Annotated in this window: 12 protein-coding genes; 5 read left to right on the top strand and 7 right to left on the bottom strand. The window is 40.9% G+C overall.

The window, feature by feature from the left end; all coding sequences use genetic code 11:
- Positions 1–141: 141 nt before the first annotated feature.
- The 5 genes from H5163_RS06830 to H5163_RS06810 all read right to left on the bottom strand — a co-directional run bounded on the left by H5163_RS06830 (position 142) and on the right by H5163_RS06810 (position 5,822).
- A complete protein-coding gene (locus tag H5163_RS06830) occupies positions 142–1,866 on the bottom strand; it encodes a proline--tRNA ligase (protein WP_149981092.1) in 1,725 nt (574 codons plus the stop codon).
- 90 nt (positions 1,867–1,956) lie between these two features.
- Positions 1,957–2,661 (bottom strand): tRNA (N6-threonylcarbamoyladenosine(37)-N6)-methyltransferase TrmO, encoded by a 705-nt coding sequence (gene tsaA, locus H5163_RS06825; protein ID WP_145233914.1) that lies wholly within the window; start codon positions 2,659–2,661, stop codon positions 1,957–1,959.
- A gap of 108 nt (positions 2,662–2,769) precedes the next feature.
- Positions 2,770–3,342: an outer membrane beta-barrel protein gene (locus tag H5163_RS06820; RefSeq protein ID WP_182734735.1), complete on the bottom strand. Its 573-nt coding sequence runs from the start codon at positions 3,340–3,342 to the stop codon at positions 2,770–2,772.
- A 223-nt stretch (positions 3,343–3,565) separates the two neighbouring features.
- Complete coding sequence (locus H5163_RS06815) at positions 3,566–4,036, bottom strand: acyl-CoA thioesterase (RefSeq protein WP_145233918.1); 471 nt, start codon at positions 4,034–4,036, stop codon at positions 3,566–3,568.
- A 139-nt stretch (positions 4,037–4,175) separates the two neighbouring features.
- Positions 4,176–5,822: an electron transfer flavoprotein-ubiquinone oxidoreductase gene (locus H5163_RS06810; RefSeq protein WP_182734734.1), complete on the bottom strand. Its 1,647-nt coding sequence runs from the start codon at positions 5,820–5,822 to the stop codon at positions 4,176–4,178.
- 195 nt (positions 5,823–6,017) lie between these two features.
- Between H5163_RS06810 and H5163_RS06805 the strand changes: the two genes are divergently transcribed.
- The 4 genes from H5163_RS06805 to H5163_RS06790 all read left to right on the top strand — a co-directional run bounded on the left by H5163_RS06805 (position 6,018) and on the right by H5163_RS06790 (position 10,319).
- Positions 6,018–6,767, top strand: a complete 750-nt coding sequence (locus H5163_RS06805; protein ID WP_182734733.1) for an electron transfer flavoprotein subunit beta/FixA family protein — start codon at positions 6,018–6,020, stop codon at positions 6,765–6,767.
- Complete coding sequence (locus tag H5163_RS06800) at positions 6,768–7,694, top strand: electron transfer flavoprotein subunit alpha/FixB family protein (RefSeq protein WP_145233926.1); 927 nt, start codon at positions 6,768–6,770, stop codon at positions 7,692–7,694.
- Positions 7,695–8,014: 320 nt separating this feature from the next.
- A complete protein-coding gene (locus H5163_RS06795) occupies positions 8,015–9,838 on the top strand; it encodes a protein kinase domain-containing protein (protein ID WP_145233928.1) in 1,824 nt (607 codons plus the stop codon).
- Between the two features lie 49 nt (positions 9,839–9,887).
- Positions 9,888–10,319 carry a DUF3859 domain-containing protein gene (locus H5163_RS06790; RefSeq protein WP_182734732.1) on the top strand — a complete coding sequence of 144 codons (432 nt, stop codon included), beginning with the start codon at positions 9,888–9,890 and terminating at the stop codon, positions 10,317–10,319.
- 102 nt (positions 10,320–10,421) lie between these two features.
- On the opposite strand, the gene H5163_RS06785 is transcribed toward H5163_RS06790, so the two are convergent.
- Together H5163_RS06785 and H5163_RS06780 are read right to left on the bottom strand one after the other, a co-directional pair.
- The gene (locus H5163_RS06785) at positions 10,422–11,471 is read right to left on the bottom strand and encodes a methionine synthase (protein ID WP_182734731.1); all 1,050 of its coding nucleotides are present in this window, start codon (positions 11,469–11,471) and stop codon (positions 10,422–10,424) included.
- 68 nt (positions 11,472–11,539) lie between these two features.
- Positions 11,540–12,514 carry a DUF1852 domain-containing protein gene (locus tag H5163_RS06780; protein WP_182717840.1) on the bottom strand — a complete coding sequence of 325 codons (975 nt, stop codon included), beginning with the start codon at positions 12,512–12,514 and terminating at the stop codon, positions 11,540–11,542.
- A 521-nt stretch (positions 12,515–13,035) separates the two neighbouring features.
- Between H5163_RS06780 and H5163_RS06775 the strand changes: the two genes are divergently transcribed.
- On the top strand, positions 13,036–13,845 hold the full coding sequence (locus H5163_RS06775) for a sulfite exporter TauE/SafE family protein (protein WP_182734730.1): 810 nt from the start codon (positions 13,036–13,038) through the stop codon (positions 13,843–13,845).
- Positions 13,846–14,144: the final 299 nt, after the last annotated feature.

Here is a 14,144-nt window from a genome sequence, read left to right as displayed (position 1 = left end):
CTCACGGTGTAATAACAACAAAGTTAAGCAACTTGAATGACGTTTATAAGACTGTTTGACGAAACATCTATGACAATTAATAATCGTGCAAAAACAAAAAAACCGCATTACGCGGTTTTTTGTTACAGAGGGTGCTGATGATTAAGCGTTCATGGCCGCTTTGATTGCTTCAACAGCGGTATCAATATCTATCATTAATTTTTCACCAGTACGGCGATTTTTCAACTCAACCTTGTTTTCATCAAGATTACGCTCACCAATTACCAACGTGAAAGGTACACCGAGTAATTCCATGTCGTTAAACATCACACCTGGGCGCTCTTTACGGTCATCAAATAACACGTCTAAGCCTGCGGCTTTTAAACCGTCGTAAAGGTTATTAGCGATATCCGGTATACGATGCGATTTATGCATATTCATTGGCACAATGGCTAAATCGAACGGGGCGATTGGCTGTGGCCAAATAATGCCGTATTGATCATTATTTTGCTCAATAGCCGCTGCGACAATACGCGATACACCAATACCATAACAACCCATAGTCATTATTTGGTTCTTACCGCTTTCGTTTAATACTCCCGCTTTCATCGCTTCTGAGTACTTAGTACCAAGCTGGAAGATATGGCCAACTTCGATACCGCGTTTAATATGTAAAGTACCATTACCACATGGACTAGGATCACCTTCGACAATATTACGTAGATCAGCAACTTCATACTCAGTTACATCGCGATCCCAGTTAATACCGCTGTAATGCTCGTCATCTTTGTTAGCACCAGCTACAAAATCAGCCATTACGTTGGCTGTACGGTCTACTAAAATTGGCATTGTTAAGCCAACAGGGCCTAATGAACCCGGTTTAGCACCAATGGCTGCAATTATGTCAGCCTCGTTTGCCATTTCCAGTGGAGAATCTACTAATGGATGTTTTTCAGCTTTAAGTTCGTTAAGCTCATGATCTCCACGTATTACTAATGCAACTAAACCACGTTGACCATCTTCATTTGGCGCGCCGTAAACAATCAGTGTTTTAACACTGCGATGAGGTTTTACACCATAGTGTTTCTTTAGCTCGTCGATAGTTTTCGCATCAGGTGTTGGGAATACTTTTAATTCTTTTGCGGCAGCAGGGCGCGCTTCACTTGGCGCTAATGCTTCTGCTTTTTCGATGTTTGCTGCATAGTCACTTTTATCACTAAAGGCGATAGCATCTTCACCTGATTCAGCTAACACATGAAATTCATGAGATACACTACCACCGATAGAGCCGGTATCAGCAATAACAGGACGGTAATCAAGGCCTAAGCGATCGAATATATTACAGTATGCTTTGTGCATTACTTGATAAGTTGCATCTAAACATTCTTCACTTAAATGAAATGAATAGGCATCTTTCATAGTAAATTCACGCGCGCGCATAACCCCAAAACGAGGACGACGTTCGTCGCGCACTTTTGTTTGTACTTGATACAAAGTAAGCGGTAATTGTTTATACGAACTTACTTCTTTACGAACAAAGTCGGTGATCACTTCTTCATGGGTTGGTCCTAACGCGAAAGTACGATTGTGACGGTCAGTAAAACGCATAAGTTCTGGGCCAAACTGCTCCCAACGGCCAGACTCTTCCCATAGATCCGCAGGTTGAATAACAGGCATCAACATTTCGATTGCACCTGATTTGTCCATTTCTTCACGCACAATGTTTTCGACTTTTCGTAACACGCGTAATCCAGAGGGTAACCAAGTATATAGGCCCGACGCGACGCGACGGATCATGCCCGCTCTTAACATTAATTGATGCGATACAATTTCAGCATCTGATGGCGTTTCTTTAAGTGTTGCGAGTATATATTGACTGGTACGCATGTTTATTCCGATAGTTATAAAATTATTATTTCAATTGGGCACTCAGTTTAGCAGCGGTTGCTTTTACACTAAAGCGCTAAGTGTGTTTTTCTAACTTTTTTCTATGCTAGTGACATAGTTATGCTCGTCGTTTACTTGCCAACGGATATTAAAATCATACAAGGTCATTCCATAACTTTGTTCACCCTCTTTTTGCTTTTTATAGGCAGGGCGAGGATCTTGCTTAAGTACATTACTAATAAAGTCATGCAACTCTGGGAAGTTGGTTTGCTGTTCAATAAACGCCTGCACTTGCGGGCTAAACTCAACGGTCATTTGCGTTTCTGGGCGCGTGTCAGCAAAGCCTGCAGTGGCATCAACCATGGCATCTGAATAAGGTAAATATGGTTTGATGTCTAAAATCGGGGTGCCATCAAGTAAATCTATGCCTGCCAATAATAAACACAGCTGGCCATTTTTATACTCTATGCCTTCAAGCTTGACGGCACTCATGCCTATGGCATTGGGTCTAAAGGTCGCGCGCGTGGCAAATACGCCTTTGCGCTCATTACCGCCTAAACGCGGTGGCCTAACCATGGCTGAGTAGCCTTTATCAGCAGTTTCATGAAAGCGAAACAATAACCAAATATGACTAAATTCATCTAAGCCACGAACAAATTCTTCACGGTTAAAATCAGCAGCAAATACCAACTTAGCTTTTGCTTGTGGAACTAAACGCGGTTGGCGAGGAATGGCGAACTTTTGTTTATAAGGAGATTGAATATGGCCAATAGCCGTTAGTTGAAAATCGCTCATGTAACTCAATTACTGTTAAAGATACGATATTCTAACCGCTAACAACAAAAAAGGCAGCTCGAAGCTGCCTTTTACTGCTAAATAACCTCAAAATAGGTTAAGCATTTCTTAGAACATATATTGGAATGAAACCGATGCTACATCCATTTCTGGATCAATTTCATCTTTTAGTTCATAGCGTTCATACTCAAAGCGTACCTGCATGTTGGTGGTGAATGCGTACTCGATACCTGCACCATAAAATACATCGCCTCCACTTTGATCTGCTGATATCTTACCAATAGCAGGAAGGTCGCTGGTTACCTCAGCATCCCATTCTAGCCAACCACCTTTAGCATAGACAGAGAAGCTATCCGTAATAGGGGCAGCTAACCGTGCGGCCAAAGACACACCATCAACTTCAGCATAGCTATCAATATCGCTTACTTCATCAAAGTTTTGATAGGCAAGCTCTAAACTTAAATACTTATTAAATTGCGTACCAACGTAACCCTTAAGCATCTGTGAGTCGTCGTCAAAATCGATGTCGTTTTCAGAATCTTCAAATTGGAATGAGTATTGGCCGTAACCAATACCTGTATATACGCGAGGGTAATCCATGTTTGTTGTCTCTGCGCTAGCTGCAGTATTAAAACCTAATAATGCTAATGAGATAGCAGAAAGTGAAATTGATTTAATCATTTAATAGCTCCTTTACAAAATAAAAAATATAACCTTTAAATTACCGGTTACTCTTAATATTGCATGGTGCGTGCCATGATTAATTTGGCTTAAAAACAGCCAGTTATAGTCTTTTATAGCATATAAAGCATACCAATGAGCGCTATTTAAACGCTCGTTCAGTTTGGCTGGAGAAAAGATTTCTGACTAGGATGTAGCTTTTACAGATAGATAGTTTAGGTGATCAGGGTTCTGATTTATGCAATAAAGTTTCAGTTTCTATGGCAATCTCTTTCATCTTAATTGCGTAGTTTTCTAATTTTTTGTCTTCATTACTCACTGCGATGTATTCTGGCACTGCTACGGGATAACCTGTTTCGTCCATGGCAACAAAGCTAATTACACAGTGGTTAGTCTCAACTAGATTACGCGTTTTCGGATCGCCACAGCGAACTTGTATAAAGATTTGCATACTGGTTTTGCCAGTGTGGGCAATTTTAGCTTCAACTTCAACAATTTGACCAACTAGAATAGGGCGACGAAATTTAACCCCAGCGACAGATACAGTGACACAGTAATGACCACTCCAACCAGCAGCGCAGGCATAACCTGCTTGGTCAATCCACTTCATGACGACACCGCCATGAACCTTCCCGCCAAAATTCACATCGGTGGGCTCTGCTAAAAAACGGAATACAACATTAGACGACGGCATAAAAATATCTCACTCATATATAATTCTTATTAGCATAGCGCAAAAAAGGGGCCGAAGCCCCTGCAATTTAGGATAGGTTTATAATTTATATGTAAAATATTATTTTAACGCTGTATCAAGCGCTTTAATTGTATTTAGATTACATATTTGGGTAGTTGGGACCACCGGCTCCCTCAGGTGTTACCCAGGTGATGTTTTGGCTCGGATCTTTAATATCGCAGGTTTTACAATGCACGCAGTTTTGTGCATTGATCACAAACTCGTCTTTGCCGGCAATTTGCTGTATCTCATACACACCCGCCGGGCAATAGCGCTGAGCAGGCTCGTCAAATTTAACTAAGTTAACATCGATAGGAATAGCGCTATTTTTTAGTTTTAAATGACACGGCTGAGATTCTTCATGATTGGTATTTGATAAAAACACCGAAGATAATTTATCAAAGCTGAGTTGACCATCAGGCTTCGGGTAATCAATGACGCTGGCCTGATTTTTATCAACTAGCGTTGCGTGATCTGGGATATTATCTTTAAAAGTAAAAGGTAATGCCCCTGCAAAAATATTTTGATCAAGGGTGTTATACGCACCACCAAGAAATTTTCCTAGCTTATGCATAACAGGGCCAAAGTTACGTGATTGGTATAGCTCTTTATAAGCCCAACTTTGTTTAAATGCTTCGCTGTAGTCAACTAAGTCAGTATGCTGTTGCTCGTTTGTAAGCGCGTTAAAGATCACCTCAGCGGCAATCATACCTGACTTCATCGCTGTGTGGTTGCCTTTGATTTTGGCAAAATTCAAGGTGCCCGCGTCACAGCCGACCAACAAACCACCCGGGAAGTGCATTTTTGGTAATGAGTGCAAGCCACCTTTTGCAATCGCACGAGCGCCATAAGCAATACGTTCGCCACCGGCTAATACATCTTTAAATATTGGGTGGTGTTTCATGCGCTGAAATTCATCAAACGGGCTTAAATGCGGGTTTGAGTAATTTAAATCAACAATTAAGCCGACTACAACTTGATTATTATCACTGTGGTACATAAACGCACCACCGTTAGTATCTGCACTTAAGGGCCAACCGGTGCCATGAACTACCGTGCCTTGCTTGTGTTTAGCAGGATCGATTTGCCAAATTTCTTTAAAGCCTAAACCATAATGTTGCGGTGAGGCATCTTGATCAAGTGCAAATTGATTGATCAGCTGTTTACCTAAGTGACCACGACAACCTTCAGCAAATACAGTGTATTTAGCACGAAGTTCCATGCCAGGCATAAAGCCATCTTTTTCATTGCCATTGCTATCAAGGCCCATATCGCCGGTAATAATGCCTTTTACTGTGTCATCTTCAATAATCAGTGAGTGTGCGCTAAAACCTGGGAAAATCTCAACCCCTAGGTTTTCTGCTTGCTCTGCAAGCCAGCGGCATACATTACCCATAGAGACAATATAGTTATCAGTATTATGAAATGTTTTAGGTGCGGCAAAGTGAGGGATAGCGGTGGCTTTGCTGTCATTATTAAACCAATATATTTCATCACTGGTTACTTTAGTGGTCACTGGCGCGCCAAGTTCTTGCCAATTGGGCAGTAACTCGTCCAAAGCGGTGGTTTCAAATACTGCGCCCGATAAAATATGGGCGCCCACTTCAGAGCCTTTTTCAACCACGCAGATCATGCACTCTTGTTGTTTTTCTTGTGCTTGTTGCGCTAATCGTATGGCGGTAGCTAAGCCTGCAGGGCCTGCGCCGACAATAACGACATCAAATTCCATGGTTTCGCGTTCGACCATATTAACCTCTTTTATGTGACGGACCTGTGCCTTTACAAGGGCAATTTCATACTTGCAAATGAAACGTTACAGGCGATGAATAGTTTAAGGTTATTTTAGGTTGACGTTTACGTCAACAGGAAGTAGTCTGATTTCATAAAATAAATAGGTTGACGTACACGTTAGCTTGTAGGTTTAAATAATTATGGAGTTCCTATGAAAGTTCTCGTTCCAATAAAAAGAGTTATCGACTACAACGTAAAAGCACGCGTTAAAGCAGATAATAGCGACGTTGATCTAACTAATGTGAAAATGGCACTTAACCCATTTTGCGAAATTGCCATTGAAGAAGCTATCCGCTTAAAAGAGGCGGGCACTGCCACTGAAGTGATTGCTGTAACCATTGGTGCTAAAGCATCTCAAGAACAATTACGTACAGCACTGGCACTGGGCGCCGATAAAGCGATTCATATTGAGACTGACGAAAAATTAGAATCACTGCACGTTGCAAAGCTGCTTGCTAAAATCGTCGAGCAAGAAGCCCCTGAACTGGTAATTTTAGGTAAACAGTCGATTGATTCAGATAACAATCAAACAGGTCAAATGCTGGCGGCTCTTACTGGGCGCGGGCAAGGTACGTTTGCATCAAAGGTCGACATAGCAAATGGCACTGTTAATGTGACGCGTGAAGTTGATGGCGGTTTACAAACAGTTTCATTAAAGTTACCGGCCGTAGTCACAACAGACTTACGTTTGAATGAACCTCGTTATGCATCATTGCCAAATATTATGAAAGCCAAACGTAAACCACTTGAGGTAATTGCAGCTGATAGCTTAGGTGTAGACTTAACCCCGCGTATCGAACTTGTTGCGGTACATGAACCGGCAAAACGCAGTGGCGGTATCATTGTTGATGATGTAGCGCAGTTAGTTGATTTATTAAAAACACAAGCGAAGGTGATTTAAATGAAAACATTAGTTATAGCAGATCATGACAATGGCAGTTTAAAGCCTGAAACTTCTAAAACCATAAACGCAGCATTAAAGCTTGGTTTTGCTGTTGATGTACTAATTGCTGGTGAAAACGTAGCACCAATGAGTGAAATAGTGGCCAGTATTGCAGGTGTAAACACCGTGCTGGTGGCTGATCATAGCGAGTATGCGCATCAGTTAGCTGAAAACATTGCAGATTTAGTGTTATCGCTTGCGCCAGATTATTCGCATCTTGTTGCTAGTGCCACTACAACGGGCAAAAATTTCATGCCACGTGTTGCCGCATTACTTGATGTTGCACAAATTTCAGAAATCATTGATGTGGTTGACGCTGATACATTTAAACGCCCAATCTATGCAGGTAATGCCATCGCAACTGTAAAATCACTGGATAGCAAAAAAGTGCTCACCGTTCGTGCAAGTAGCTTTGATCTGCAAAGTGAGCAAGCTCCCGCTGAGAGTCGTGTTGTTGATTCTGTGTTTAGCAGTGAATTAAGCGCATTTGTAAGTGTTGAGCAAACCGAATCTGAGCGCCCAGAGTTAACTGCTGCGCAAGTGGTTATATCAGGTGGACGCGGTATGCAAAATGGCGAGAACTTCTCATTACTTAATGGTATTGCTGATAAACTAGGCGCGGCAATTGGTGCGTCTCGTGCTGCGGTTGACGCCGGCTTTGTACCAAACGATATGCAAGTGGGTCAAACCGGTAAGATCGTTGCGCCTAACTTATATATTGCTGTAGGTATTAGTGGCGCAATTCAGCACTTAGCGGGTATGAAAGATTCTAAAGTGATTGTGGCTATCAATAAAGATCCCGATGCGCCAATCTTCCAAGTGGCGGATTATGGTTTAGTAGCAGATTTATTTGATGTGCTACCAGAGCTTGAACAAGCACTCTAATTTATAACGATTCTGGTTGTTAAAAGCTGTTGTGATCAGTTCGCTGATCACGCGGCTTTTTTTCTTTTATTTTACCAATCAGAAAGTCTGTAATATCTAACTAAGCAATTACCATGAATAAAGAGTATCACCTGTCGTTTAGTGAGTTGGGTGCATTATTTTTTAACACAGATTGCCTTTTTACACTTTTTTTGCGCAAAATGTCAGGACACGCTAAGCTGAGGCTAAATGACTAGAAATTTAGAACTAAAAAATTAATAATCAATAAGCTAGCTTCACCCTTATCCCTTACACTTTTTAGAATACGTTGAGACCTCGCAGTGAAAACCAAAGCAATCCGCAATTTTTATATCAATGAAGAGCAGTCGGTCTATTTGCTTTCGCACCATGACGCAAAAAAACACCGCCAATGGTTGAATATCTGTATTAAGCAACTCACTAATTTAGGCTACAGCCAGGTTGAAATGATTGGCTCGGGTGCTTTTGGATTTGTATTTGCGGGTTTAGATGAGCGTAAACTTCCTTGGGTGTTTAAATTTTCACGTATCACCTTGGCGCAAAGTGTACGTGATCGACTTGAGGACGAAGCGTATATGCTCTCGCAAGTTGATAACCCATTAGTGCCTAAGTTTTATGCTTTTGAACGGATAAAAAAGCAGGGCATTTTAATGATGGCCCGCGCGCTGGGCGAAGACTTAGAAAAAGTATCACTTAAAAAAGGCCGCTTTAGCGCCGCAGCAATCACCAGTTTAGCGCTAAAACTACGTAATGTATTAATAGACCTTCGCACTCAGCAAAATGGCATAACGCCACAACCGATTGTGCATGGCGATATCAAGCCTTCTAATCTAGTGTGGGATGAACATACCCAAGGCTTATCGCTGGTGGACTGGGGCAGCTCTGTGTATGCCCAAATAGACAGTAATGGCGAGCCAATTACCAGTAACTTTATGGATTTAATGTCTGGCGATTTAAGTACCACCAATGCGCGGATGGGGGATGTGTATTTTATTGGTGATGAGCAAATGTCAGGTGCTAAATCATCGCCGCGTTTTGATGAGCAAGGCGTGGCGTCCACCTTATACGCACTGGCTTCTGCACAGTCATGCCGATTTGGCGCGCAAGTGATCCCAGCCAGTTCATTAGGGCTCCCTATGGAGCTTGCAAAAGTGATTGACGGTATGCTCTCTAAAAATAAAATTACAAGAGACGGGGCGGGTGATTACTTTATGCGTAATATGCCTGCTATGGCTAAAGCATATTTACCAGAGCTCAATTTAGCTGAAGATGTGCGAGCCAATATTCCATTTTGGTTTGGTAACGATGACGAACGACCTGATACTGTGGTTTATAGCTCACGTAAACAATTTTTACGCCAAGCCGACCACAATCAACAACTGCTTGATGTAAATGACGCTCAATTGGACCGGTATTATAAAGAATTCCTGTTTGATACCGGTGATACTGAAAAAGCATTTTTAGCCTCTATCAGCCGATTAGCAAAATACCCAGTAGTAGGGGGCTTAAGCTTTCATTGGAAAGAAGAATCACTGTTCGTTGAATCATCACTGATCATGCATGATGAAAGTTTAGGCCATGCTTTTACCCAAGCGGTTAATAATACCGTGATGTTGGCACAAGGCATTCATCAAAAAGGCTTATTTAAGTGTTGTTTATTTGATGCAAGAAAGACCATTCAACTGGAGCGTGATGGCACAGGGGCATTTAAGTTTGAACAACTTCCAGAGCTTGACTATGAGGTAATGAATTTAAAAAGCTCAGAAGTCACCCGACCACATTCTTATTTTGAAGACGGTAAAGATCCGGACGAGCAACTGCAGCTACCTAAAAAAGTGATCAAATGCGTATTTGAGTTAAACCAAATACATCATACCGGCTGCATTATTTTTGAAGCTTTACCAGATAGAATGAAAATACATCATTACTATCGTTTGTTAGATGGCACTAAAGAAGCACAGTTTAAGCGCTTGCTTAATAAGTTGATGCAATATGCGGTGAGCATTACTGATGTGGGGGTTGCCGGGTTTATGAAACTACCTTACAAAAATACCCGTGAGTTTGCCTTGTGTGATCGCCAGCCTGATTTTTTCTATCCTAAAGATCCTAAACGTTTTGGCGCTTAATTTTGCCGTATAAATACGTTAAACTAATGCATCAATAAAAGGATAAATAATGGCAAAAACTAAGCCCGCAATCACTATGCAAAGCTTTGGTATTTATACAAAGTGGGACTCATCATCAAAAGCCTTACCGCAAATTCAAGCATTTACCACAAAAGTACCCGCACAACTCGATGTGGAGTTTGGTTTTATCATTAATATTAAAAAAGCCAAAGGCGAAAAGCTTCATTATTGTATTTATCATCCTGACATACCGAATGCTGATGGTGAGGTAATGCCACCATTTGACGGCTTTGAATACGTTAAAGACAATGACTGGCACTTTTACCTAGGTGATACCTTATGGGAACCTATAAGCAATAAGATAGGCGATTGGCGTATGACCATAGAGCTAAATGGTAAACTGATTGCCGATAAAACATTTTCAGTGTTTGAACAAGAGTCCATGTCAGAAATTGAGTTTTGGCAAAAGCGCGGGTATTAAATACTTTATGTGTATATAGGCTTATTGTATTTGTAGTAAGTGTAATTGTTGAAAATAAATTAGGACGAGGTGGTTACTCCACCTCATGAAATAAATTAGATTTTAATTACTTTGAGCCAGCTCATTTCTAATAATCTCTGCGCCTGCGGTTAACGCATTGAGCTTACCTCTTGCAACTGCGCGAGGTAGCGGAGCCATACCACAGTTAGTACACGGGTAGAGCTTGTCAGCATCGACAAACTGCAGTGCTTTACGTAGCGTATTTGCCACTTCCTCTGGTGTTTCTATGGTATTGGTGGCAACGTCAATGGCACCTACCATTACTTTTTTACCGCGAATAAGTTCAAGTAGTTCCATTGGTACATGAGAGTTGTGACATTCTAATGAGATAATATCAATATTAGATTGCTGCAGTTTTGGAAATGCTTCTTCGTATTGTCGCCATTCTGAGCCTAACGTTTTTTTCCAATCTGTATTGGCTTTGATGCCATAACCATAACAAATATGCACGGCCGTTTCGCATTGAAGGCCTTCAATGGCTCTTTCTAAACACGCAATTCCCCAATCATTTACCTCATCAAAAAACACGTTAAATGCAGGCTCATCAAATTGAATGATATCAACCCCCGCAGCTTCTAGTTCTTTGGCTTCTTGATTAAGAATTTTGGCAAATTCCCAAGCGAGCTGTTCGCGGCTTTTATAATGGTCATCATAAAGTGTATCTATCATAGTCATAGGACCTGGTAGCGCCCATTTGATCGGTTGTTTGGTTTGGCTGCGTAAAAACTTAGCATCATCAACAAAAACCGGTTTTATACGACTAACAGGACCTACCACAGTAGGTACACTGGCATCATAGCGGTCACGAATTCTCACCGTTTTACGGTTTTCAAAATCTACACCGTTAAGGTGCTCAATAAATGTGGTAACAAAGTGTTGGCGTGTTTGTTCGCCATCACTGACAATATCAATACCAGCGCGTTGTTGCTCTTGTAGAGAGATCCGTAATGCATCGTGTTTGCCGTCAATTAATTCATCACCTTGAAGTTTCCAAGGTGACCAAAGAGTCTCTGGCTCTGCAAGCCATGAAGGTTTAGGTAAGCTGCCAGCAGTTGAAGTCGGTAATATTGTTTTGCTAATAGATGTTTTCATAATAAATAATGCCATTTATTTGGGTTAACTTTTTAAGTTGCGATTGAATCTAACGATTGAACTCGCTATTACGCGTAATTAGCAGACCATTGCTCAAGCACTGTTTGATATGGCTTGATGAAGTGCTGCTCAGCAAATTTCCCCTGTTCATTCGCCAATTTACTGCGCTCTTCACGGTCATAAACAATTTGCGTGAGTGAATGATCTAGGTTCTTCAAATTTGGTTGATATGATTTCCCCGCAGTCGCATTGGCATTATAGATCTCTGGTCGGTAGATTTTTTGAAATGTCTCCATTGTGCTAATAGTACTAATAAGCTCAAGATGAGTGTAATCATTTAGCAAATCACCAACAAAATAAAAGGCTAAGGGCGCTACACTATTTGGCGGCATAAAATAACGCACCTGCAAGCCCATTTTTTTGAAATATTGCTCAGTCAAAGACGGTTCATTTGGCTGATATTCAACACCTAACGCAGGGTGTTGATTTTCAGTACGATGATAGGTCTTGTTATCCGAAACACTTAGGCATATTACTGGCGGCTTTTTAAAGTGCTTTTTGTAGCTGTCAGAACTAATAAAATATTTAAATAGTTTGCCATGCAGCTCGCCAAAGTTATCAGGAATACTAAATTTAGGCTGATCTTTATTATGTTCTTGCAGTAATACACTAAAATCATAGTCGCGCACATAGGAGGAAAAATTATTTCCTACAATGCCTTCAATGCGTTTGTTAGTGTGATGATCAACAATATTTGTTTTCAATATTTCAATCGATGGAAAGCTATTACCACTGCCAGCAATATCCATATCAACAGAGATGATTTCAAGCTCTACAGAATAACGATCCGCTTTTGGGTTATCCCACTGCGCCAAGGCATTAAAACGGTTATCGATCATTTTTAAGGCGTTGCGTAAGTTTGCTTGGCGATAACTGCCTCTGGCCAAGTTTGCAAAATTGGTAGTGATACGTGTATTAGCTGCTGGATGATAATTTTCATCGAGACAAATACTCTTAATAGTAAATGTGAAATCTTTAGTCATGGTGATCTGTATCCAATTATCTGATTTAAAACCTGCGTTTATGCTGTGCTCTTGAGCGAATTAACGTTACTGATCTCTCGGTAAGTGATGTTCACAGTTTTTGTGTTGTGCCTGATGGCTTGATTAAAACCGCTGTAAAACTGTGTTGCCTCTAAGAGTTGAGCTATTTATACGTGTATCGGTACATGAATAAAAACGGTTTAATTTCACCTAAAACATGAGCTGTATTCATCAACTAATAATATTGCACGCCATTAGCGATAAATTATCTGAAGTGGCACTTGAAAAAACAGAGTTCCAACTTGGCTATCCAAACATTTAGACTTCTAGATGGGTGACTTGTATTTATTTCATCTAAAACATGAGGATTATTCAGGGCTTAATGTAGCCAAATATATCAATAGGCATCAGTTATATTGATATACTCGCGGCCAATATGGTGAGTGATAGCTGCTCAATAGGAAATAGAATCGCATTCATTTAGCATGAGTGCTCCCAAATTATAATAAGAGATAAACGCAATGAGTGAATTGATAATGTTGATTTTATACTGCGCCTTACTTGGCAGTGGCGTAGGTTTTTTAGCAGGGCTGCTAGGTATTGGGGGCGGACTGGTTATTGTTCCTGTGTTGAGTATTATTTTACTGCATTTTGAAATTCTACCAGCTGAGCAAGTCGTTATTGCCGCAATTGCAACGTCATTAGCATCAATATTATTTACATCAACGTCTTCCGCAATCGCACATCATAAAAATGGCAATGTTCCATGGACTCTTGCTCCTTGGGTAATGACGGGCGTTGCACTGGGGGCGCTTATCAGTGGCTTTATAGCGGCACTATTACCTGAGCAGGTTGTTCGCTTAGTGTTTGCTGTCACAGTGGTACTTATTGCGATAAAGATGTTTGTAAGTAATAAGCGTGAGCCATCGGTTGAGCGTGACATGCCCAATAAAGGTGTGTTAACCATTATGACCACTATCACCGGCGGCTTGTCTGCGATGATCGGTATTGGCGGAGGCGCGCTTTTGGTACCATTGTTAACGTTCTTCTCAGTCGATATGAAAAAAGCCATAGGGTGTGCATCCGCATGCGGCATTGTTATCGCATTATTTGGTTCAATTGGTTACATCAGCTCAGGTAGCGGCCATTTTGCACTAGAAGATGGATTTGCTGGATTTGTGTATTTACCAGCGTTATTCGGTATTATTTGCACATCCTGGTTTACCGCCCCGTTAGGCGCCAAAGCCACCCATTACTTACCAGTCTCGTTAGTCAAAAAAATCTTCGCCGCATTATTGCTAGCAACCGCTGTCAAAATGATTATGTATTAAATGAAAGGGTGCTGCAGTGATACGATTAGAGCCAATAATTAATCAAATCGGCTCTATTTGCGTAGGCTAGCTCTTTAAACGCAGCGAACCTTAATTTCTTTGTGAATAATTCACTAAAATTTTATTGCACAAAGAGGAAAGAATGAGAAATAAATGAGGGCTTAAATCTGAGAAAGCTAAGTCGTTTTTTAAATGAAAGTACATTAGAACATTTATGAAAAGTATCCGTATAAACGCAAAAAAGCTGGCACTGCCAGCTTAATTATTAAAACATTTGTTAGCACCTAGCACCTAGCACC

The sequence above is a fragment of the Pseudoalteromonas sp. SG44-8 genome, from assembly GCF_014164125.1.
Lineage (GTDB): Bacteria > Pseudomonadota > Gammaproteobacteria > Enterobacterales > Alteromonadaceae > Pseudoalteromonas > Pseudoalteromonas rhizosphaerae.
Note: the sequence above shows the minus strand (reverse complement) of the source record. Positions and strands in the feature narration are given on the sequence as shown.